General features: G+C 52.8%; 23 protein-coding genes and 1 riboswitch. Of the genes, 15 read left to right on the top strand and 8 right to left on the bottom strand.

From position 1 onward, the window contains the following. Window positions 1-108 precede the first annotated feature (108 nt). Window positions 109-2,163: a dihydroorotate dehydrogenase gene (locus NST23_RS17890; RefSeq protein WP_173597017.1), complete on the bottom strand. Its 2,055-nt coding sequence runs from the start codon at window positions 2,161-2,163 to the stop codon at window positions 109-111. A 129-nt stretch (window positions 2,164-2,292) separates the two neighbouring features. Beyond that, window positions 2,293-3,765: an aminotransferase class I/II-fold pyridoxal phosphate-dependent enzyme gene (locus NST23_RS17885; protein ID WP_173597018.1), complete on the bottom strand. Its 1,473-nt coding sequence runs from the start codon at window positions 3,763-3,765 to the stop codon at window positions 2,293-2,295. A gap of 164 nt (window positions 3,766-3,929) precedes the next feature. Here NST23_RS17885 and NST23_RS17880 point away from each other — a divergent pair, with 164 nt between their 5' ends. Further along, window positions 3,930-4,895, top strand: a complete 966-nt coding sequence (locus NST23_RS17880; RefSeq protein ID WP_173597019.1) for an NAD(P)H-dependent flavin oxidoreductase — start codon at window positions 3,930-3,932, stop codon at window positions 4,893-4,895. Window positions 4,896-5,045: 150 nt separating this feature from the next. On the opposite strand, the gene NST23_RS17875 is transcribed toward NST23_RS17880, so the two are convergent. Then, window positions 5,046-5,672 carry a YktB family protein gene (locus tag NST23_RS17875; RefSeq protein WP_063229713.1) on the bottom strand — a complete coding sequence of 209 codons (627 nt, stop codon included), beginning with the start codon at window positions 5,670-5,672 and terminating at the stop codon, window positions 5,046-5,048. 225 nt (window positions 5,673-5,897) lie between these two features. On the opposite strand from NST23_RS17875, the gene NST23_RS17870 reads away from it, so the two are divergent. The 4 genes from NST23_RS17870 (at window position 5,898) to speD (ending at window position 8,813) form a co-directional block, all read left to right on the top strand. Beyond that, window positions 5,898-6,497, top strand: coding sequence for a hypothetical protein (locus tag NST23_RS17870; protein WP_122964953.1), 600 nt, complete (start codon window positions 5,898-5,900; stop codon window positions 6,495-6,497). Between the two features lie 223 nt (window positions 6,498-6,720). Continuing rightward, a complete protein-coding gene (locus tag NST23_RS17865) occupies window positions 6,721-7,227 on the top strand; it encodes a DUF4446 family protein (protein WP_122965469.1) in 507 nt (168 codons plus the stop codon). 347 nt (window positions 7,228-7,574) lie between these two features. Next, on the top strand, window positions 7,575-8,171 hold the full coding sequence (locus NST23_RS17860; protein ID WP_063229710.1) for a hypothetical protein: 597 nt from the start codon (window positions 7,575-7,577) through the stop codon (window positions 8,169-8,171). Between the two features lie 237 nt (window positions 8,172-8,408). Further along, window positions 8,409-8,813: an adenosylmethionine decarboxylase gene (gene speD / locus NST23_RS17855; RefSeq protein ID WP_063229709.1), complete on the top strand. Its 405-nt coding sequence runs from the start codon at window positions 8,409-8,411 to the stop codon at window positions 8,811-8,813. A gap of 69 nt (window positions 8,814-8,882) precedes the next feature. Here speD and NST23_RS17850 read toward each other — a convergent pair whose 3' ends face one another. Beyond that, window positions 8,883-9,491: a YhcN/YlaJ family sporulation lipoprotein gene (locus NST23_RS17850; RefSeq protein ID WP_122964954.1), complete on the bottom strand. Its 609-nt coding sequence runs from the start codon at window positions 9,489-9,491 to the stop codon at window positions 8,883-8,885. A 136-nt stretch (window positions 9,492-9,627) separates the two neighbouring features. On the opposite strand from NST23_RS17850, the gene typA reads away from it, so the two are divergent. Then, entirely contained in the window at window positions 9,628-11,469 is a 1,842-nt protein-coding gene (typA, locus tag NST23_RS17845) for a translational GTPase TypA (RefSeq protein ID WP_173597020.1), read from the top strand. A gap of 66 nt (window positions 11,470-11,535) precedes the next feature. Here the strand turns inward: typA and NST23_RS17840 are convergent, their stop codons facing one another. Continuing rightward, on the bottom strand, window positions 11,536-12,009 hold the full coding sequence (locus NST23_RS17840) for a glutathione peroxidase (RefSeq protein WP_173597021.1): 474 nt from the start codon (window positions 12,007-12,009) through the stop codon (window positions 11,536-11,538). A gap of 236 nt (window positions 12,010-12,245) precedes the next feature. Between NST23_RS17840 and NST23_RS17835 the strand changes: the two genes are divergently transcribed. The 3 genes from NST23_RS17835 (at window position 12,246) to NST23_RS17825 (ending at window position 14,460) form a co-directional block, all read left to right on the top strand. Beyond that, entirely contained in the window at window positions 12,246-12,572 is a 327-nt protein-coding gene (locus tag NST23_RS17835; RefSeq protein WP_122964958.1) for a YlaH-like family protein, read from the top strand. Window positions 12,573-12,581: 9 nt separating this feature from the next. Continuing rightward, window positions 12,582-12,854 carry a hypothetical protein gene (locus NST23_RS17830; RefSeq protein ID WP_173597022.1) on the top strand — a complete coding sequence of 91 codons (273 nt, stop codon included), beginning with the start codon at window positions 12,582-12,584 and terminating at the stop codon, window positions 12,852-12,854. Window positions 12,855-13,083: 229 nt separating this feature from the next. Then, entirely contained in the window at window positions 13,084-14,460 is a 1,377-nt protein-coding gene (locus NST23_RS17825; protein WP_173597023.1) for a hypothetical protein, read from the top strand. A gap of 6 nt (window positions 14,461-14,466) precedes the next feature. On the opposite strand, the gene NST23_RS17820 is transcribed toward NST23_RS17825, so the two are convergent. After that, window positions 14,467-14,775 carry a DUF5665 domain-containing protein gene (locus tag NST23_RS17820; protein WP_173597067.1) on the bottom strand — a complete coding sequence of 103 codons (309 nt, stop codon included), beginning with the start codon at window positions 14,773-14,775 and terminating at the stop codon, window positions 14,467-14,469. A 174-nt stretch (window positions 14,776-14,949) separates the two neighbouring features. Between NST23_RS17820 and NST23_RS17815 the strand changes: the two genes are divergently transcribed. From NST23_RS17815 to NST23_RS17805, 3 genes are all read left to right on the top strand, one after another. Then, entirely contained in the window at window positions 14,950-15,405 is a 456-nt protein-coding gene (locus tag NST23_RS17815; RefSeq protein ID WP_122964962.1) for a pyridoxamine 5'-phosphate oxidase family protein, read from the top strand. A gap of 88 nt (window positions 15,406-15,493) precedes the next feature. After that, window positions 15,494-15,619: riboswitch (SAM riboswitch) on the top strand. A 95-nt stretch (window positions 15,620-15,714) separates the two neighbouring features. Beyond that, the gene (locus NST23_RS17810; RefSeq protein WP_340964179.1) at window positions 15,715-16,878 is read left to right on the top strand and encodes an aminotransferase class I/II-fold pyridoxal phosphate-dependent enzyme; all 1,164 of its coding nucleotides are present in this window, start codon (window positions 15,715-15,717) and stop codon (window positions 16,876-16,878) included. Next, window positions 16,875-18,065 (top strand): trans-sulfuration enzyme family protein, encoded by a 1,191-nt coding sequence (locus NST23_RS17805; RefSeq protein WP_122964966.1) that lies wholly within the window; start codon window positions 16,875-16,877, stop codon window positions 18,063-18,065. The genes NST23_RS17810 and NST23_RS17805 overlap by 4 nt, the downstream gene beginning before the upstream one ends. Window positions 18,066-18,091: 26 nt before the next feature. On the opposite strand, the gene NST23_RS17800 is transcribed toward NST23_RS17805, so the two are convergent. Next, window positions 18,092-18,703, bottom strand: coding sequence for a YhcN/YlaJ family sporulation lipoprotein (locus NST23_RS17800; protein ID WP_173597024.1), 612 nt, complete (start codon window positions 18,701-18,703; stop codon window positions 18,092-18,094). Window positions 18,704-18,900: 197 nt separating this feature from the next. Here NST23_RS17800 and NST23_RS17795 point away from each other — a divergent pair, with 197 nt between their 5' ends. Further along, on the top strand, window positions 18,901-20,235 hold the full coding sequence (locus tag NST23_RS17795) for a PhoH family protein (protein WP_122964968.1): 1,335 nt from the start codon (window positions 18,901-18,903) through the stop codon (window positions 20,233-20,235). 355 nt (window positions 20,236-20,590) lie between these two features. Here NST23_RS17795 and NST23_RS17790 read toward each other — a convergent pair whose 3' ends face one another. Then, on the bottom strand, window positions 20,591-21,070 hold the full coding sequence (locus tag NST23_RS17790; RefSeq protein ID WP_122964969.1) for a DinB family protein: 480 nt from the start codon (window positions 21,068-21,070) through the stop codon (window positions 20,591-20,593). Between the two features lie 134 nt (window positions 21,071-21,204). On the opposite strand from NST23_RS17790, the gene NST23_RS17785 reads away from it, so the two are divergent. Together NST23_RS17785 and NST23_RS17780 are read left to right on the top strand one after the other, a co-directional pair. After that, complete coding sequence (locus NST23_RS17785) at window positions 21,205-21,651, top strand: hypothetical protein (RefSeq protein ID WP_122964971.1); 447 nt, start codon at window positions 21,205-21,207, stop codon at window positions 21,649-21,651. Between the two features lie 75 nt (window positions 21,652-21,726). Next, window positions 21,727-22,263, top strand: coding sequence for a hypothetical protein (locus NST23_RS17780; protein WP_229049704.1), 537 nt, complete (start codon window positions 21,727-21,729; stop codon window positions 22,261-22,263). Window positions 22,264-22,267 lie beyond the last annotated feature (4 nt).

Below are 22,267 nucleotides of genomic sequence, written 5' to 3'. Positions count from 1 at the left end.
CGTTTTGCACTGCGCGAGCGCTTCTTTGCACAGATAAGAATTGATCAGATGCTTATCCAGTATAGGTGCAACCAAGACTGCGCCAAAGGCTTGGCGCAGCCAGGTTTTCTAAGCAGGGGGAGTTGCTGGAATTTGGCATAAATACGGCTTTGTCAGCAGTAATCCGGCCAGAAACAAAAGGACGGCCACATAAGCGGGGAACAAATGCCAGAAGTCGACGTAGCCGACGGCAAAGTGAATCCCGATGCCCGCAGCGAACCCCGGTATGCCAGCGAGGAACAGTGTCCACCACACCCATGCTTCCCCGCGGCGGAAGCCCCACAAGCTGATCAAGAGGACAGCGAGACCGTCCGATACAAGTGCACCGCCAAAACCTGCCCTGTCGTGAGCGATCAGCGGAATCAGCTTTTCGTTAAAGGCGTTCAGCATTTCTGCGGATACGCAAAGAAAGACCAAATCGGATGGAACGAAGACGCCAGTAATCCCGATCAGGGAAATGATCAGTCCAGCTCCCGTCAGGCTAAAGCCGATGATGACAAAAAGCAGCTGCCCCCACAAAGCCATTTTCCACGTCCGGTCGTTATGTACGTCTGGCGGAAGGGCAGGCATATGTCTGTTGGCTCGCGTACGCAGAGCAAGCAAGAACAGCGGGAGCAAAAGCAGCGCCAGAATCGCGTGCATGTAGTCAAAATAGCCGTAGCCAATAAACAGGAAAAAGCTGGAGAATCCGACCGCTCCGGAAGCGAGCAGCACGGCGCGCGTCCAATGAATGTCGTTGCGCAAGCCGTGATACGATAGCTGCGCATACATGATGCCGATCGAGATCATCGTTCCCGCCAGGCTGATCCGGTCGTGAGCCATAAACGAAAGCAGCTGCGGGCTGATCAAAGCAAGTTGTTCCGCGCTCATTTGCAAAAAACGTTCGTCGTACGGGAGGATGACGCTGGCAACGGCAACCAGCCACGCCAGTGCGCCGCCGATGATCATCCCGATGCCCAAAAGCAGCCCGCAAAGCCAGGAAGGAAGCCACAAGGCAGATCGTTCCTGTGGCTTTTTCGTAGTCGTGGTCGTTTCAGACACTGCCGCTGCTTCCTTGTCCATGTCCGGGAGCGGACAGTCCAGCGAAGCGCATGCGCCGAAACGGGATTGCAAAATCGCTTCGTTGATTCGCTTCGGCAGGCCAGGACCGGAGTAGACCAAACCGCTGTGCAACTGGACAAAGTCAGCGCCAGCGTCAAAAAAAGCAAGAGCGTCTGCCGGTTCCAGGATGCCGCCAGAGCCGATCAAAAGGCATTCAGGCCAGGCCGCTCTGGTGCGGGAAACAGCTTGGAGAGAAGCTGTGTGTGACGGCTCGCCTGTGACGTATGCAGCAGTATGCACATTTTCCGCATCCCGCTCCCGCTGCTGTACGCCTACGCCTCTGACGCCCCCGCATACGATCACGCCGTTCAGCCCTGCTTGCCGGGCCAGGCGGAGCAGACGAAGCCACTGGTTTTCCTCCAGGTCAGGCGGGAGCGCCAGCAGGACGGGCAGCTCGGTAGCTTGCCGCAAACAGGCCAGATGATGCTGCCACTCGGCGTCACTCCACGGGTTGTCTCCCTCCATGGCGCGGCAGTCCAACGAAAAAAAGGCGCAGTACGGCTGCAAACGGGCCATCAGCTGTTCTCTCTCCGTTGTCGCTTCCTCTAATGTTGCCCCCGGACGAAACCCCAATCTGGCTCCGAGCGGGATCGCTGACGGCGTGGAAGTGGATTGGCGCAAACGGCTTTCTACGGCTTCGATTCCCGGATTTTCAAGCGGTGTCCTGTACGTAATGGCGGAAGTGCCCACGTTCCGAGCCGTCTGCCCGGAATCGGCAAGCGGCGCAAGCGTAACTGGCCCCAGCTCGATGTAGCCAAAACCGAAGCGCGACAATGCTCCAAGCGCTGTTCCAGCCGGGTCTAGACCAGCTCCCAGGCCAACCGGAGCAGGGAAGGTCAGTGCGCCGACTGTTTTGGATAAAGTTGCAGGCGGATGCATATGGCCCATCAGCTCGATGATGGACGAGCCGCCAGGCAGCTTTGCCAGCGTGCCGATGGCGGTGAGGGTCAGGCTTCTGGCGCGTTCGGCTGGCAGCAGAAAAAGCAAGGGCCGAAACAACGTTTGATAGGACCAGTCTGGCAAAAGGATCAACACCTTCCTGATTTTTCCCATTTCTATCTTATCTCAAAAGGTTCAGGCGATACATGCCCAAAAAAGCAAAAAGCCGTTGTCTCCGCAGAGGCAACGGCTTGGGATGCAAGTTCGGCGAGCTTATCCCGAAATGGCGGTTTGGCGTTTGATGACTTTGATCGTTTTCAGCGATTCGTCTTCCGGGCCTTGTACAGGAAGTCCGACACGAATGTTTTCCTGGATGTAGGCGATGTTTTCTTCGGTGATGACTTCTCCCGGCAAGAAAATCGGAATGCCTGGCGGGTAGACCATGATAAACTCGGTAGTTACGCGGCCTGCCGCTTCCACCAGCGGAATGGTTTCGGTTTCGGCATAGAACGCATCGCGTGGTGTCGTGGACAGCACCGGGATGTTCGGCAGGGAGATCGTTGGCTTTTCTTCTGCCTGCACGTGGGAAAACTCCACTGACAACTCACGCAGAGCGTTGACCAGCGCTTGAACGGAGTCTTCCGTATCCCCGGCGGTAACAAAACAGAGCACGTTGTACAAGTCGCTCATTTCCACTTCGATGTTATACTTGTCGCGCAGCCAGTTTTCCACTTCCCAGCCCGTAATGCCAAGATCGCGGACGTGAATCAACAGCTTGGTCGGGTCCATGGCGTAGGTGGCAGGCTTCCCGAGAATTTCTTTGCCGACACAGTAGATGCGCGGAATCTCATTGATCATGTCGCGCGCTTTGTTCGCCAGCTGCATGGCCTGGTCAGCCAGCATTTTGCCGTTGAGCGCCAAGTGCTGACGGGCCATATCGAGCGAGGCCAGAAAAATGTACGAGGTAGACGTCGTCGTGAGCATGCTCAGCACTGTCTTGACGCGGTCGACATCGACCAGTCCCTCGCGGACGTTGAGAATGGACGTTTGCGTAAGCGATCCGCCCAGCTTGTGAACGCTCGTTGCCGCCATGTCAGCCCCGGCTTGCATCGCTGAAATCGGCAAATCAGAGTGGAAGTGGATATGCACGCCGTGTGCTTCATCCACCAACACCGGAATTTCGTAGTTGTGGGCCGTGCGCACGATTTCGCGCAAGTCTCCGGCAATCCCGAAATAAGTAGGGTTGATGACCAGCAGGGCAGCCGCGTCAGGGTGGGCTTCCAGCGCTTTTTGCACGGCTTTCACTGTAATCCCGTGGGAAATCCCCAAACGCTCGTCCATCGCTGGATGAATGAAAATCGGTACCGCTCCGGCAAAAATAATCGCCGACATGACGGATTTATGCACGTTTCTCGGCACAATAATTTTGTCTCCAGGGCTGCACGTCGCCATAATCATCGCCATAATCGCGCCGCTCGTCCCTTGAACAGAGAAAAATGTATGGTCAGCGCCGAATGCTTCGGCAGCCAGTTCTTGCGCTTCTTTAATCATTGCTTTCGGATGGTGCAAGTCATCCAGCGGGGCAATGTTGATGAGGTCTATCGAGAGAGCGTTCTCCCCGATGAACTCGCGAAATGCCGGATGCATGCCCATACCTTTCTTATGGCCCGGAATGTGAAATTGAATCGGGTTCCGGTTGGCGTGCTCCAACAACCCGCTGAACAAAGGAGTTTTCATTTGTCTCACTACGATCGCCTCGCTTTACGAATCAAGAATAAAGGGGATAAAACAAACAAATTGAGTATAGCAAAATAGGGGGGGAAAGCAAGCGAATTTTTATTCATATTCGCGTGTGGCAGCAGGAGTTTCCTCTGGTAGCCGAGAAGCATAACAAAAATGGGGGGATGGGGATGAAAACAAGAGTAACGGAACTGCTGAAAATCGACCATCCGGTAGTTCAGGGCGGATTGGCCTATCTAGCATACGCAGAATTGGCAGCAGCTGTGTCAAATGCGGGAGGATTGGGACAGGTCACCGCGATGTCGCTGCCCTCGGCAGAAGCGCTGCGCGAAGAAATTCGCAAGGTGCGGCAGTTGACGGACAAACCTTTTGGCGTCAACTTCGCGATTGGCCAATACAACCGCCCTTATGAGGAGGCGCTGGAGGTTGCCATCGAGGAGGGCGTAGCAGCCATCTCCGTGACGGGAGGCAATCCCGAACCTCTTTTGCGCAGGCTGGACGGTCATCCGATCAAAAAGCTCGTGCTGGTCGCTTCCGTGCGGCAAGCGCAAAAAGCGGAAGCGATCGGGGCAGACGCGGTCATGGCGGTCGGACAGGAAGGCGGCGGCCACCTTGGACGCGATGATATCGGTACGTTCGTGCTGATTCCGCGCGTCGTGGACTCTGTAAACATTCCGGTGCTGGCAAGCGGCGGAATCGGTGACGGTCGCGGGCTTCTCGCCGCGCTCGCTCTCGGTGCCGAAGGGGTGGAGATGGGAACACGCTTCATCGCCACACAGGAATGCGTGCATGCCCATGAGGCGTACAAGCAGGCTCTATTGAACGGAACCGAGCAAGATACCGCCGTCATCAAAAGGACGCTGGGAGCCCCGGCGAGGGTCGTGCGCACGCCAGGATCGGACCGCATTTTGCAAATGGAAAAAGCAGGAGCCGGCTATGAAGAGCTGAAAAGCTTCATCAGCGGCGAAAATAACCGCACCTTTATTTACGAAGGCGACTGTGACAACGGCTTTGGCTGGGCTGGTCAAGTCATCGGCCTGATCGACGACATCCCGACCGTGCAGCAGCTGTTCGAGCGGATGCTGCAAGAGGTGGAAGGCGGACTTGGGCGATTGAACAGTCTTCAGGGCAGATAGGCAGGTAAGCGAGCCTATTTTAGAATGCCCGTTATTGTGCCGTCAGGGTGTGCCAAAAACAAAAGAACAGGCAAGCGCTTTTCAAAAGAAAGCGGACCTGTTCTTTTGCATATACCTTAACCAAATGCCAGGGAGGCGATAGATGAAAGGTTAACGACCGATTGTATACAGCTTGCCGAGGACGGTAAACGTGTTTTCGAGGCGTTCCAGCAAGGCTTCCGGATCGGCGAGCACGGGATCATGGCGATCAATCGTAATGCCGCAGAGCAGCTCCGCCTTTTTTACTTGAGCCAGCCTGTCCACCAGCTTTTTCACGCCGTCTCTGCCCAGCTCTGCCTGAGAATGGCTCGTTGGCTCCGTGTGGTCAGGCGACCAGTGGAACGTATCCGGCACGAGCGTCATGACCTCGTCGAGTTTGGACTGGAGCGACTGGCTGATCTCGGTTTTCGCCGGCGCTTCGTAAATCACGGCATACCAGACAAACAGGTGAGTCTGCCATAGCCCGATTTGAAAGTGGGGATGCTTTTTGTACCCGCGTTTGTCATTGGCCCAGGCAACCCACGTATCTTTTGGCGGGTTGACGGTACGGCGAGCGTGCTTGGCTACATGAAAAAACATCTCGTCCCCGGTTTTAAGCGACAAGACAGGCGCGAAATGATGGCCAAGCGCTTCAAGCTTGGGACGAACAATCGTTTTGATGGCGTCCATTCGCTGGTCGAGTCCATCAATGGCAAAAACGTCAAAGTCTTCCTGGTGAAAGCCGGAAAAAGCAGTCATGAAACAAACACCTCAATTTATCCATGATCGATCGCCATGCAAAAGAAAAGGGCGAACGTCCTTGTCAAGGGAGCTTGGAAACCTCCATATGATATCATACCACGCAGGAAAAAAATACTTGCCGGGATATGAATAGCAAAACCGAAGCGTGAATAATATGATATACCACTCACTCCCTTACAGCGAAAGTGAAATCTGAGTATTCTGTCAACGGGAGGGGCCTGGATGAATCTCGGCATGGAGTTGGAGTATTACAATCTCGCGGTTTGGTTTGATCGCAAAACATTGCACGCGATGGTGCAGGCCCTGGTGGAAGCGGGGGTGAGCGTCACGTGGAAGGAATCTCCCGAGCAGTTTCACCTCCTCGTGAATACCACAGACGGCCTTTCCGACTGGAAAATGCAGCGATTAAACGGGTCTTACAAGCTGCAAGTGGCAGGTGTTCCGGTGCATGACTCCCGCGTGGCGCTGGTGCTATACCGCTTCGTGGAGCAGGCCAAGGGGCACGCCATCATCAAGGTCACGTTTGAAGACTGCATCTTGGTGAAGCACGTCCAGTACGGCGAAGTCGTCAGAATAGTGGAAATTAAAGGAGCTGAGAAAACAATGATCTACGAAAAATTTTGCAACGTGACGATGGACCAGGTGATTGCTGCTTTGAAACGACGCGACTCAGAAGAACGGATTCCTGTCTTGCGCCTGGAGCTTGATTACGAATTGGCGACGTTGTTTGATGCGATACAGGCAGAAGATCAGACGCAAATTGGCAAATCCATGGAAATACTAAAACAGCTTCGTCGGGAAATGCTGCTGCTGGAAGCGTAGGTAGACTGGAGGATAACCATAGGACGATGAGTTTGACACATAGGCGCGCGAATTAAAAAAAGCGACATCTCACAATGGAGAGTGTCGCTTTTTTTGGTTGCGCAAATTTTAGTAATTCTTGTTTTGCCCAAGACTTTGTTTGAACGCCAGGCAATGCGGAGGTACAATAGAGGAGGTTTTGACTGCTTATACGCACGCACGTATCAGAAAGGAAGAAAATGTTTTGGAACCATTCCTATCCCAGACTTCCAATGTAGCGATTTTGCTCTTGGCGGTCATCGCGCTGACCCTGATTTTGCTGCTCGTCATCATCCTGCAATCCGTTCGCATCAACCGGATGCGCAAATCGATCAACAGGCTGATGACAGGTACCGGAGGAGCCAACCTGGAGGAAGGACTGCACAGATTGCTTGATCAGGTGGATGAAGTGAAAAAGCTGCAAAGTGATCAGCAGTTTACGATCAATCGCCTGTCGCAGCGCATTGCAGCCCAATGTGGCAAAGTAGCGATTATTCGCTACAACGCTTTTGGAGATGTCGGAAGCGATCTCAGCTTTTCCATGGCGATTTTGGACGATGCCCAAAACGGCGTGGTGATCACCAGTATTTTCGGCCGGGAAGAATCGCGCGTGTATGCCAAGCCGATTGAAGCGGGCGCATCCACTTACCATTTGTCCGAAGAAGAACAGGCCGCAATCAAAAAGGCGATGACTGCCAATCCTGGATTGTAACTCCTAGCGAATTCTTTTGAAACCGCAAGCATATGAATGATTCAGGGAGATCCTTTCGTCTCCCTGCGCTATATTGCAGATATTCGTTATTTTTGCGCAAATTCATCTGCTTTTTCATCAAGACTTTTGAGGGCGCCTGTTGTATAATAAAGGTGTCAAGGATGGCTTTTTTTCGGAAAAACAAAAAGTAGGTGATCCGCCTTCATTACCCAAATCGATTTTCGATTCGCGGGGCAAGGCCAGGTTCTACAGCGTTCCTTCGTTGACACTTAGCGTATCTCCTCTACATTTGGACACAGTTTGGTCGTAATCGGCCCACGGAAACCAAAAGAATTGAGGAGATATTTATGGCACAGCGTTTAGCAACCAACTACGCCAAGGCCTATTTTACGGTGAATGAAGAGGAGCTGAACCAATTCGTCTCGCTCTTCACCAATGAACACATTTCAGTCGATGTCAAAGTATGCGACAACGGCGACCGCGACGTGATTCTGACTGACCATAACGGCGAAATTCAACTGAGTTTTTGCCGTGCGGGCAACCGCTATTCCTGCGATAGCTCCTATCTCATTCGGGACAGACAGCTGGCAAACGCGATGCGAAAAGCGATGAAAACGTTTCGGGGCTACGGAATCGTCCACAGAATTTACGAAGGCTTCACCATGGTCTACCATTACGACCAAGGTTCTGTTGTAAGCATTCAGGAATTGTCTGGGGATGAGGAGACGTCCATCTTTGAAAATACCTCTCTGAACGCGGCGAGCGAGCTGGAGTCGTTGTTCCAGCAAGAAGGCAGCGAAAGAGAGATCGAGTCCTTGCGTCAGGAGACGGACCGCTGGCTGGATTTGCGAAATTGGGCAAAGGGAGCTGCGCCTGAGAAGCTTCCAGCAATCGATGCACGCTTAGTGTCATTGTCGCAGCGGCTGTTTGAATTAGAAGTGTAGGAACGTTCGACGAAAACGGGTGCCAGATGGTGCCCGTTTTTTTCTTGGACTTTTTCTTGAAAAGGGTATTGTCAAAGTAGGCAAATACATGGTATTGTTGTTTTCGTTGGAAACAGGATTAGGAACCAGGATTCACTTCAAAGGGTGGATAACAAGAGGGAAACCGCCCCCGTTAGTGAATGACGCAGGTCCTAGCGATGTTTAACATTACACTCGTTAGGAAGGGGGAACCGAAAGATGGAATACTCGACTTTCGGAAGACACGTTGCTGTTGACACATGGGGAGTTCAGTTTGACTTGTTGAACGACGCAGAATTTTTGAAAAAGGAAATGATTGAAGCTGCTGAGGCATGCGGAGCTACGGTGCTTAGCGTGCAAGCAAAGCAGTTTTCTCCTCAGGGTGCTACCGTACTGGTTCTTCTCTCGGAAAGCCACCTGTCCATTCATACTTATCCTGAGCGCGGTTTTGCTGCTCTGGATTGCTACACTTGTGGCGAGACAGTCGATCCGCAAGTTGCTATCGACTACTTGGTATCCGTGCTGAAGCCGGAGAAAACCTACGCGAAGAAACTCGTTCGCGGAATTGGTGAACTGCAAGTGATTGAGCCAGAAATCAAAGTGGCTGAAGTTGTGAGCAAGTAACAAACGGAAGAGTATTCAAGAGGTGCGGAACCACATTCCGCACCTCTTTTACGTGAGTGAGCGACATCATTACGGCTGTTTGACGGTCGCGCCCATATCGTGCAGGAGTCTGGTGAACTCCGTCGAGGTGTTCATCACTTTTTGTCCGGCCGTACCGCCTTCGTGCAAAAGATCGTTGGTGCGATTGGTGGCTTCCTGGTAAATTTGCGCATTGATCGCGCGTACCCGATCAAATACGGATGGCTCGGATGATACTTGCAGCTGCAAGGCAGGGGAAACTGCGCGGCAAGCCGAGTGCACCTGTTGCTCAATCACTTCTGCCTGGGGCTGGGCGAGGTTGTCGCGCACTTTGACGCCTATGACGGCGTCGTTGCCGCTGACGACCACTGTGGCCCGATCTACGCCGGGAACGTCGTCTGCCGCTTTCGTCAGCTGTTCAGCGAGGTTTTGATTGAAGCCGTTTGAGGTGTAGCCTTTCAGGTAGTTTTGCGCGTTGATTCCTTGTGTATAAGCGTTATGATCGTGCGCGATGCTGGATCGCGTCAGCGGTGTCTTTGAATACGAGCTGCTTTGCGTCTGCGCTCCTGTGTCGGGACCTGCTTTGGAAGTTGCGCACCCGACCAGCGCTGCTGCAATCAAACATAAGCCTGCTAGATAGCTCGGCCCTTTTTTCCTCATGGCAGACCACCTCCTGTCTATAGTATGGCGCTTGTGGCACATGCTAATCAGGAAGTGCTTTCCGTCAAAAAATGCCCATTGTGCCGGGTTTCACGACCTGTTAATATGGAAGGTATGCATAACAGAGGAGGTTCACATGAAGCGTCTTGACATACGCAACATCGCGATTATTGCCCACGTTGACCACGGGAAAACTACTTTGGTTGACAAGCTTTTGATTCAATCGGGCACATTCCGCAGCAATCAGCAGGTAGAGGAGAGAATGATGGACTCCAACGACCTGGAGCGGGAGCGCGGGATTACGATCCTGGCGAAAACGACATCCGTGAAATACAATGAGTTCACCATCAACATTTTGGATACCCCGGGCCACGCCGACTTCGGTGGCGAGGTAGAGCGGATCATGAGCATGGTGGACGGCGTTCTTTTGATTGTTGACGCATTTGAAGGCTGTATGCCACAAACGCGTTTCGTATTGAAAAAAGCGCTCGAAGCAAAAGTTACCCCAATCGTTGTCGTGAACAAGGTAGACCGCGACAATGCACGCCCTCAAGAAGTCATCAACGAAGTGTACGACCTGTTTATCGATCTCGACGCGACGGAAGATCAGCTGGAATTTCCGATCGTTTACGCTTCCGGTCTGCAAGGTATCGCAGGCATGGAGCCAGATAAGCTGGAAGGCGACCTTCGTCCACTCTTCGACACCATTGTTGAGCATATGCCTGCACCTGATGCCGACGAAGCGGCTCCACTCCAAATGCAAGTAACCATGCTGGATTACAACGACTTTTTGGGTCGTATCGGGATCGGCCGCATTTATCGCGGAACGATGAACGTAAATGAAATGGTATCTGTTACCACACGCGAAGGCGAAGTGAAAAAAGCGCGGATTCAAAAGCTGTTTGGCTTCTCCGGCTTGCAGCGCGTGGAACAAAAAACAGCAAGAGCGGGCGATATCGTAGCGATCGCAGGGATTGACGATATCAACGTCGGGGAAACGGTGTGCCATGCAGACCATCCAGACGCATTGCCATTGCTGAAAATTGACGAGCCAACGCTGCAAATGACTTTCCTGGTGAACAACAGCCCGTTTGCAGGTCGCGAAGGCAAGCACGTAACATCCCGCAAGCTGCGTGATCGCCTGATGGCGGAATTGGAGACAGATGTATCTCTTCGTGTCGAGGAAACAGATTCTCCAGATGCTTTCATCGTATCTGGGCGCGGCGAATTGCATCTGTCCATCCTGGTCGAAAACATGCGTCGCGAAGGCTTCGAGCTGGGCGTATCCAAGCCGGAAGTTATCGTGCGTATGGTCGATGGACAAAAAATGGAGCCGGCAGAGTTTCTCGTGATCGACGTACCGGAAGAGTACACCGGGCCAGTCATGGAGACGCTTGGCCAACGCAAGGCTGAGATGGTCAACATGATCAACAACGGCTTCGGTCAAGTTCGCCTGGAATTTATCATTCCATCCCGCGGTTTGATCGGCTACCGGACAGAGTTCTTGACGATTACTCGCGGCTACGGCATCCTCAACCACTCCTTCGACAGCTATCGTCCGCTGGTGCAAGGCGCGGTAGGTGGACGCCATGCCGGGGTGCTCATTTCCCATGAGACAGGCACAGCGACCACGTACGGACTGATGTCTGTAGAGGATCGCGGAATCATGTTCATCCAGCCTGGTACGGAAGTATACGAAGGCATGATCGTGGGCGAGCACAACCGCGACAATGACCTGACTGTGAACGTCTGCAAGGAAAAGCATGCGACAAACGTGCGTTCCGCAACGAAAGACGAGACGGTAAAAATGAAGACGCCACGTCTGCTGACGCTCGAAGAAGCTTTGGAATACTTGAATGACGACGAGCTGTGCGAGGTAACTCCGCATTCCGTTCGCCTGCGCAAAAAGTATCTGAACAAATCGGATCGTGAGCGCTATGAAAAACAAAGACGCTGGGAAGCACAACCGCAAGCCTAAGCGTGAATAACAAGAAAGCCGCTTTGCCCTGACCGGGACGAAGCGGCTTTTTTGACTTTGGTTGATCTACAAAAGACTTTCGATGTCGGCTGCAAGCTCTTCCGGTTGCACGCGGGCGCCGATGCGCTTGACCACCTGTCCGTCCTTGTCGACGAGAAATTTTGCGAAGTTCCATTCGATATCTTCGCTTTCGCCTTCCGGTGCGTGTGCTTTCAGGTGCTGGTACAAAGGATGGGTGCCAGGGCCATTGACCTCGAGCTTGGCAAACAACGGGAAGGTCACGCCGTAGTGACTTTCGCAAAAGGAAGCGATCTCTGCTTCGCTGCCTGGTTCTTGACCCGCAAACTGGTTGCAAGGAAAGCCGAGCACGGCAAAGCCTTTGTCCTTGTATTTTGTGTACAGTTCCTGAAGTCCTTTGTACTGCGGAGTCAAACCGCACTGGCTGGCCGTGTTGACGATCAGAAGCACTTGTCCTTTGTAAGCGGCAAGCGTCGTCTCTTCTCCGGAAATCGTTTGGACGGCAATATCGTACAAGCTCATTGGATTCCCACCTTTTTGGCATACTTGACTTGTCCATCATAGCATGTTCGCCCAAAAATAGGCAGTAACTGGCGCGCGCCAAAGTGTGTGCCGATCTATTTTGACAAATGAAACGGTTACCTGATAAAGTAAAAAGGATACATAAAAATGTGGAAACAGAATAAGAGGATGCAAAAGAAACAGTCGATTCCCGCATGTGAAACGAGAAATCCTTTTGCGTTACAGGAGAGATCAGGATGGACTGGATACAGCTTGCTTCAACTTACGTACCCGCCAACCCGGATCAGCTCACGGCGTTTGACAGCTTCCGCCTGTGGGCAGACCATAACCGGGCTTGGATCTTGTTTGTGCAATTGATTATCGTGTACTACCTTGGATTTGCAACCCGCATTCGCATGCCGATTTTGAAAACATTGCTTTTGTACATTTTGCTGTTCGCAGGTGCGCTTATTTTTGCCATTCTGGATGTCCAACTGCCGGTGAAGAGCGCGATGCTGGTTGCCATTGCGATTTTGGTCGTTGTGAAATTGCGCATCAAGCCGGAGCAAACAGAGCGAAAGTGAGGATTTCTCATGAAGCGTGAAGATGCCCTTTTTAACTGGCTGCAAATTCAGGTTGTGGCAGAAGCCCGCCCCGACGATCAGTCTGCGCTCGACACTGCCGCGTTTTTTGCCCAGCTGTTGCTGGAGGATCATGCCATCAGCGAGCTTTCGTACCGGGTGGAAAACGGCTGGTATCATTTGTCGGGCAAGCAGGAAGCGGGTGCGGTAGATAACCGCTATCCCGCGGAAGCGGTGGAGAGCCTGCTGGCTGCGATTGAAAACGAGCCGAAATTCAACTGTTGATGAGCGAAACAAAAAGACTCCCGAAGCCTTGGGGACGAATCCGAGGCTTGCGGGAGTCTTTTTTAATCCAGGTGCGGGTGATTAGCCTCAAAACAAACTGGTTCTGCAAGCGGAAAATGGGCCATTAGGAGTGGTTTTCTTCCGGATGCAACTTTTGAAAAAAATGCGCCGTCTGTATGGTTGCCCTGGGCACAGAGGGAATGACTGGCAGAATAGAGGGGGAACAACAATGAAAAAAATCATGACCAGGCCCGTTTTGGCTGTCGTAACAGCGGCGGGACTCATCGGTTGCCTGACACCGCTTCTGGCGGACGCAAGCTCGACAGGAGCAGCCGAAACATCTAAGGTAGTCATGAATGAGCAAGGACAGAAAGCGACCCGATATCAGCTCAAGGAGCTTGTCCAAAGCGATCCGGCTACGCTGAACACGCTCCTGAAAACACAGGCAGACCATCTGTACATTATCGTCGATAAAATTAATTTGAACGTAAAGTTGCAATCGTATATGGAAACGAACAAGGCGGAATGGGAGCGGATTTATCGCGACTACTACAACGACATCTGGCTGGAAGTGCGCAGCCCGAAAGCGGATGAGCAACTGGTCAGCGTGAGCGCCCAGACGAAAAGCGACAAGGTGTACATCAAAGGTCTTGTGACACCGGACGTGACCAAGGTGGTCGTGACCAAGCCGAACGGTGATATCATCGAGACGGTGCCGACCAGCGAGCACTCGTTTACCGTCAGCTTCCCTGCCGTCGGTACGTCCGCCGAGCAGTATGTGACTGTTCAGGCTTTTGCGGGAAGCGTGCTTGCCGACACGGAGAAAGTAAAGCTCGTAGCGCAAACGGAAGAGGACAAAAACAGGCTGCTCCATATGTTCACGGTTTATGACGCGAAAAAAGCAGAGTGGCAAGTCAAAGGGATTGTCAAGCACGGGGCGGAGCGGGTTGTCGTCACGTATAACGGCGTGCGAAAAGAGGCCAGCCTGAAAAAGCTGCTCGATAACGTTGACAGCTTCAGTGTGACTTTCGAGAATCCGACGACGGATGCCAAGAGCAGCAAGGCTGTGATCGAAGTGTATGAGGCCGGGAAAAAGGTGGACGAGGACTCGATTGCGATTGAGCCGAATAAGACACCGGACAACAATCCGGCAGTAGACTACAGCATTGCGGGCACAGCTGTGCACGACATAAAGAAAAAGCAGATCGAACTGAAAGGTACCGTCAAGGGCTGGGACAAAAAGCAAAAGGCGAAGCTTTTCGCGATTAAACCAGACGGCAAGAAAAAAGAGATCAAGCCCAATGACAAGGGCGAGTACACGCTGGAATTGACGTACAAAGATCGCTCGTACACGGCCAAAGCGATTCAGCTTGAACTGTATGTAAAAGACAAGCTGGTCAAGCAAGCAGACATCGTCCTGAGCACGAAGGTCATCGTCGCGCCGCCTAAGCATGATGAGGATGAGAAGAAGCACAAGCATCCGAATGGCAAAGCGTACGGCTTCTGGAAGAAACACGATGGCAAATGGGACGATGACGATCGGGACGACGATGACCGCGATCGTGACGAAGATGACGACGATCGTGACAAAAAGAAAGACAAGTAGCTGCTGTTACGGCTGTTTGTAAGTCTGGACGTAATCGACCAGTTCGCGGATGTAGTCGCCGAGGATCGGGATCGAGAGAAATTGTGTCAGTAGCGAACCGAGCAGTGCGAGAACGATAGCAGTCCCAATCGTCAAACCAAGACCCCGGGCAAGACCTGCGAGGAAATTGATCCAGAGCAGCTTGCGCGGGGCTGTGTAATTTTGGATGACATCAGCAAGCCGGATATCCTCCAAAAACATGGCGATCTTATCCATGCGCTCGTTCATTTTCCGCACTTCCTGAAGCTCGTGGAGGACTTGATCTATTTTGTGCATGAGCCGATCTGTAGGCGTAGGAGCCACTTGTTTCAACCTCCTTGTTCCTGGAAGCATTGTTTTCTACCAGTTTAGGGAAAAAGCCGACCAGAATCAAGGCGGGGAGGAAAGGTTTGCCTCCGGCTTGCGGGAGGGGTACAATAGACGTACAAAAGTATACGAGGAGGCATCCGAATGGCTGAAACCGTATCCCAAACCTTATCGGAAGAACTGTTCGCGCTCCTGCAAAAAGAGCGCTTTGTGACGTTGGCCACAGTCGATCACGAGACAGGTGCGCCATCCGTCAGTTCCTTGTCCTGGACTTTTGCTGTGAACAGCGGACTCATCCGTTTTGCTGTAGACAGCCGCTCCCGCATTCTCGCCAATATCGCCAAAGAACCGCAGGTCGTGCTGCATTTGATCGGGGCAGGCTCTTCTTTTGCGATCAACGGGCGCGCCGAGCTGAAGGCAGAACGGCTGGAAGGGGTTCCCCTGAAGCTTGCGATGGCGGAGATTGCGATTGACTCTGTCAGAGACGTGATGTTTTACGGTTCGCGCATATCCGTAGAGCCTCAGTACGAAAAGACATACGACAAAAATGCCGCAGCGAAGCTGGACAATCAGGTCATGGACGCCTTGAAAAAAGCGTAGGCGCGGTTGTCACACTCTTGTGGAAAATCTTGTTGACAAGAAACAGCGCTATCCTTTAGTATTAGGTCATTCAAATTGAATAGCAAACTTCTTATCCAGAGAGGCGGAGGGACTGGCCCGATGATGCCCGGCAACCAATCACCTGTATGTTCGTTCATACGGGGAGATAATGGTGCTAATTCCTGCAGAGTTTTTTAACTCTGAAAGATGAGAAGGTCTTGCTTACGGCGACGTAAACAAAGCCTTCTTTCAGAGGAAAGGGGGCTTTTTTCATGCCCCTCGACATCATTGGAGGGAGAGAATTACGGTATGAGACTGGAAACAAAATTGATTCAGGCAGGCGTAGGCAAAGATGAGAAAATGGGTGCGGTGAGCTTCCCCGTCTACTACGCTACCGCTTATCGCCATCCGGCGCTGGGACAGAGCACAGGTTTTGACTATACGCGGACGGCGAATCCTACCCGTTCTGTTTTGGAAGAGACAATCGCTGAGGCAGAGGGAGGCGATGCCGGCTTTGCCTGCGCGTCCGGGATGGCGGCAGTCCATACGGTAATGGGGTTGTTTTCCCAAGGCGATCACCTCATCGTATCGCTCGATTTGTACGGCGGGACGTATCGCTTGTTTGAACAAGTGCTTTCCCGTTACGGGCTTGCTTTTACTTACGTAGATTTGCGCGATCTGGAAGCGGTGAAAAAGGCGCTGCGCGCAGAGACGAAAGCGATTTTCGTCGAGACGCCGACCAATCCGCTCATGCAGATTACAAATATTCGTGAAATAACCAGCTTGGCCAAGCAACACGGGCTTCTGACGATTGTAGACAACACGTTCATGACTCCGTATTGTCAACGCCCGCTAGAGCTTGGGGCTGATGTGATTTTGCACAGCGCAACGAAGTATTTGGGCGGACACAACGATGTGCTGGCAGGGTTGATCGTTACAAAGGGCGAGGAGTTGTCGGAAAAAATCCGGTTTTTGCACAATTCGATCGGCGCGGTGCTGGGGCCGCAGGATAGCTGGCTTCTGGTGCGCGGCATGAAAACGTTGGCGCTGCGCATGGACAGACACCAGTCGAATGCGCTCGCGGTAGCGAAAAAGCTGAAAGAACATCCAGCCGTTGCCGAAGTGTTTTACCCCGGACTGGAAGAGCATCCCGGGCATGAGATTCAGGCGAGCCAGGCGAGCGGATACAGCGGCATGGTTTCGTTCCGGGTACGCTCCCAGGAGCAGGTGGGCTTGTTTCTGCAAAATTTGCGCGTCGTCTCCTTTGCGGAAAGTCTTGGCGGGGTAGAGTCGTTGTGTACGTACCCGGCGACACAGACTCACGCAGACATCCCCGAGGAAGTGCGGGCGTATGTCGGCGTGTGCGATCGATTGCTGAGGCTTTCGGTGGGGATTGAACATCCGGATGATTTGATCGCTGATTTGTTTCAAGCGCTGGATGCAAGTCTCGTCGTTGGGGGGGCTGTTCGATGAATTTCGCGACAAAAGTTTTGCATGGCTCCACAGGCATCGATCCGTTTACAGGTGCGTCGTCGGTTCCGATTTACCAGGCTTCCACTTTTCATCAGTTTGATATCGATCAGCCGGGCACATACGATTACGCCCGCTCGGGGAACCCGACGAGACATGCGCTGGAAGAAGCGATCGCCGCACTCGAAGGCGGAGCGCGCGGGTTCGCCTTTTCTTCCGGCATGGCGGCCATTTCCAGTGTGTTCATGCTCTTTTCGGCGGGCGATCATATCGTGGTCGCGGAAGATGTGTACGGCGGCACTTTCCGTTTTCTGACGAGAGTGCTGTCGAGAATGGGAATCTCTGTCACGTTTGTGGATGCGACACAGACGGAAGCGGTGCGCGCGGCGATCACTCCGGCTACCAGAGGGGTCTATCTGGAAACTCCGTCCAATCCGACGTTGAAAGTGACCGATATCGCTGCCGTTTCCGCCATTGCGAAAGAGCATGACCTGCTCGTCATCGTGGACAATACGTTCCTGACGCCGTACTATCAGCGGCCATTGGAGCTGGGGGCGGATATCGTCATCCACAGTGCAACCAAGTTTATCGGCGGCCACAGCGACGTTGTTGCAGGTCTGGCGGTAACCCGCGATGAAGCGCTCGGCGAACAGCTGTACCTCATCCAAAACGGCATGGGAGCCGTTCTCGGCGTTCAGGATTGCTGGCTGGTCATGAGAGGGCTGAAGACGCTCAAAGCGCGTCTGGATGTCAGCACGAAGTCTGCCGGAGTTTTGGCGGAATGGCTTTCTTGCCACCCCGAAGTGAGCCGCGTCTACTATACAGGCTTGGCTGAGCATCCGGGACATCTCGTTCAGCAAAAACAGGCGAGCGGCCACGGCGCCGTATTGTCTTTTGACGTCGGGAGCCGCGAGCGGGCAAAAGCGTTGTTTGACCGCGTAAAGCTGCCGATTGTAGCGGTCAGTCTTGGCGCGGTGGAGACGATTCTCTCGTATCCGGTCATGATGTCGCATGCGGCTATGCCGGCAGAGGAGCGGCAAGCACGCGGCATTACAGACGGTTTGATCCGGTTGTCCGCAGGTCTGGAAGACGCGGACGATTTGCTGGCAGACTTGAAACAGGCTTTGGAAGCACTGCCGCCTTTGCCATCCGCGATTCCAAGCAAAAAAGAGGCATACTCCCGGGTGTAACGAACCGGGGGCTATGCCTCTTTTTCTTATGGAGTGCCAGTGCGATTTACGTTGATTTTTCCTTGCGGGGTACGCCCATCGTTGTTGATCTGTTGTTGCTGATTTTCCTGCGCCGGTGTTTCTTCGCGCTTTCTGACATCTCGCGGCAGTTGCGGAATGATCCGTCCGACGATGTCGGCCAATTCCTCTGCGAAGCCGGAGATCGGGTGGCCTCTGCGAATGTCTGCCGCCATTTCTTTCAGCCGCTGAACGATGTCCGGGTCGGCTGTTACGACGGCATTGGCCCCCTGCGGGTCTTCTTTCAGCGCTTCTGCTACGGTGTACTTGATGACGCCGACTTCCGGCCGATCCAATTGGGCGTCTACATCGATCCCGACGACGGCGTATTTGCCAATCACCACGGCTGTGGCGCCATTGACTTTTTTCACGCGAGTAGCCAACTGGACGAGACGGTCGGCGGTCGCCTGCGAAGATTGGTTGTAAGCTGGTTCCGGTGCCGTTTGCTGAACGCGCTGGGTATGGGGCGCTTGCTGTTGGTTGGGTTGTGGCGCAGCCTGGTTCGCTTTGTTGCCCGCCATGCACCCTGACAAAACAAGGCTCGCACCCAGGCAACCAATGATGATCCGTTTCACACGCATACTCCCTTTCCCCGTAGTGCCTCCGATCAGGAGGGCAGGTTACCTGTATTTTGTTCCCCTCCGCCCCATTTCATTCTGCCAAGGGTCGTCTATCTCTGTTCGACCGAACATAGACTGTAGTACATCACGTCGCCACAATTGAGCATCCCTCCAAAAATTGCATACCGTATATAAGAAGGGTAATAGGAGGCGAGATTTTGAAGAAAATCTACGTACTGGACACCAACGTACTCCTGCAAGATCCACGGGCGATGTTCTCTTTCGCTGACAACGAAATTGTCATACCCGCAGTGGTGTTGGAAGAAATCGATTCCAAAAAGCGGTACATGGATGAAATTGGCCGCAACGCACGGTACGTATCGCGGCTCTTTGACAGTTTTCGTGAGCTGGGTCATTTGCACAAAGGCATTACCCTGGAGACAGGCGGGCTCTTTCGGGTGGAGCTGAACCATTCTTCGCTCCATCAGTTGCAAAAGCAATTTACGGAAATGACGAACGACAACCGCATTTTGGCGGTCGCACTCAATTTGCAGGAGGAGGAGAACCAATCCCCACAGCCCAGACCCGTCATTTTGGTGAGCAAGGATGCGCTCATGCGTGTGAAGGCAGATGCCTTGAACATTTCAGCGGAAGATTTTCTTTCGGATCGCGTCGTAGGTGAATTTTCCAGCATTTACACCGGCTATCAAAAGATGATGGTAGCCTCGGAGATCATCAAGTCTTACTACGCGACGCGCAAGCTTCATCTGGCTACCTGTTTCCCTCGCTATCGCTTTTATCCGCACCAGTTTCTCGTATTGAAGGACGAGTGCAACCCGTCCATTTCCGCGATTGGAAAAGTAGACCCTGACGGCAAAACTTTGGAAATGCTTGTATCAGATGACGATCCGATTTGGGGCATCCGGGCCCGAAATGTGCAGCAAAGAATGGCGACAGAGCTGTTGCTGCGAGATGATATTCCGCTCGTGACCATGACGGGGAAGGCGGGAACAGGCAAGACGTTGCTGGCTTTGGCTGCGGGGCTGCTGCAGATTGAAGATCAGCAAAAGTACAAAAAGCTGTTGGTAGCAAGACCTATCGTTCCTTTAGGAAAAGACATCGGTTATTTGCCCGGCGAGAAAGAAGAGAAATTGCGGCCGTGGATGCAACCGATTTATGATAATTTGGAATATTTGTTCAACACAAAGCGCCCAGGCGATCTCGACAAAATTTTGGCGGGAATGGGCAGCTTGCAAGTAGAAGCGTTGACCTACATTCGCGGCCGCTCGATTCCGGGACAGTTCATCATTATTGACGAAGCGCAAAACCTGACCAAGCACGAGGTAAAAACGATTTTGACCAGGGTAGGCGACGGCTCGAAAATCGTTTTGATGGGCGACCCGGAGCAGATCGACCATCCGTATTTGGACGAAAGCAACAACGGTCTGACTTATGTAGTGGAAGTATTCAAAGACCAGAAGCTGGCCGGGCATATCCGCCTGGAAAAAGGCGAGCGGAGCGTGCTTGCACAACTCGCGGCCGATTTGTTGTAAAAAGCGTGTATGAAAATCGTTTTGCGGACCATACTATAGTTGTCGAGCCCGTCAGATTCATGTAGCAAACGGCGAAATGCCTTGCAGGAGGCGAAGATCCGTGGATAATCATGAATTAGCAATCGACGAAAGTCGAATGGAAATAAGCCGAGTTCTTGGGTAACCTAATCTCTTCAGGGAGGTTGAAGTGCCAAAGAGAATAACCGGTAAAACCCCATAAGCAATCGGGCTCGACAAAGAACCGCTCCCAATCTGGGGGCGGTTTCATTTTTGCTCGGCGAGAGGGTCATAAAAAAACGCGAAAAACCGTGGGAATGGTTCCGCGTTTTGCTTTGTTGGCGAATGAGTCAAAAAGTTAAGCGTTGGAATGGGCGATTGCTTTGCGCAAAGCGGAAATGGTGCCGATGTGCATGCCCTCATGGAACAGGGTGAAGACCATCATCTCGCCATACGTGTTCATGACACCTTTGTCACCCAACTGGAACGGCTTGGGCAGCGGGTCATTCAGTTTCGTTTGCAACTGCTCTTTTACCCGGGCGTGCTGCTCCTTCAATTGTGCCGCCAGCTCCTCGATGGATGGCACATCGCCTTGCCAGTCTGCGGGCTTTGTGCCGGGGCTGAACAAAGCGGCATACGACGGAGGACATTTCATTTCGGCTGGTCCGAACAACAAGTAATCCTGCGTGAGCAAGATGTGGCCGATATTCCAGTGAATGTTGTTTTTGAATCCTGCCGGAACAATCTCTGCCTCTTGCTCGGATGTTTTGGACAAGCCTTCAAGAAACATGCCGCGAATCATATCATACTGATTCCATACAAATGAGTAATCCTGCATGACAAAACCACCTTTCATCCATTTCCATTCTTCTCCATGTTACCGTAAAAAGACGATTCAGAAAACAAGCTCCCGCTATTTTTTGCAAGGTTGTCCCGCTGCCTTCATACACATGTAAAAAGGAGGGAGCGCATATGGTCACGTTGGACTCATCCATCGCCTTTTTTGTGTATGTGACGGCTGTTTCCAGTGCGGCGGCAGGTGTGACGGAAGCGTTCAAATCGATTATTCCGTTCTTGTCGACGGACTATGAGCCGAAGGAAGATTGCTGGGAGGATCAAAACCATGCGGCGCGGCTGATGAATTACAAGCGATTTTTCAACCTGCTCATCTCTGTTTTGGCGGCCGGCGTCATTTTTGGCATGCTCGGTCTGGACCCCGCCCTGATCTTGACAGGCGCACAGACGGCGTATGTCGAAGACCCGTGGCAGGTAGGAACGTGGCTGTGGGGCATCGTCGCGGTGTTCGGCTCGCCATTTTTCGCTTCCGTCCTGAAAATTTTGGAAGGCTTCAAGCAATCGGTCAATCACAATCAGCCACCCAATCGCCCGCGGCAAAAGGTAAGCGGTCCGCGGGAGTGAGCACAACCTGGTTGAATCATGCTTGCAGCGTGCGGTAAGATAGCAAAAGTACATACCGCAAAGTAGGTGGGCACGATGAAATGGCAAAATTCATTCCGAATGCTTGGACTGTTTGTACTGCTTGCTTGTATGCTGGCAGCCTGTTCGTCGCAAGCAGGGCCAGCCGGGGCGTTTGATCCGGAAAATCAGCAGGAATATGGCGTCAGCGGGGTTTACCTCGGCCAAAACATCAAGGAAGCGATGGACTTGCTAAAGCCGACCAAAGCCGATTTTATGGACATGATCTCCCGCGAAAGCTATACGGTGGAGAGAATGGCAAAAGGCGAGGGCGAGGCGGTCATGGGCATGCTTTTGATCGATCGCACACAGCTGCTCGTCAAGGTCAGAAAAGGCGAACTGATCTCGATCATGCTCGGCGGCGTGGCAAAAGAAGATGCGGCACGCTTTCAGACGCTCCGCGGGCTGTCCATGTACGACAGCAAGGAACAACTGAAAAAATTGTACGGCGAAGGGTCCGGAGAAACCGAGGTTGTGTACGAAGGCAGCAAATATACGGCCAATTTCGGTGTCTCGGGCGGTCAGGTAGTCTGGTTCCGCTTTGACAGCAAGTAGTCGT

This window comes from Brevibacillus sp. FSL K6-0770 (assembly GCF_038000275.1).
Taxonomy (GTDB): Bacteria; Bacillota; Bacilli; order Brevibacillales; family Brevibacillaceae; genus Brevibacillus; species Brevibacillus parabrevis.
The sequence above is the reverse complement of the archived record's forward strand: the minus strand, read 5'-3'. Positions and strand labels throughout refer to the sequence as shown.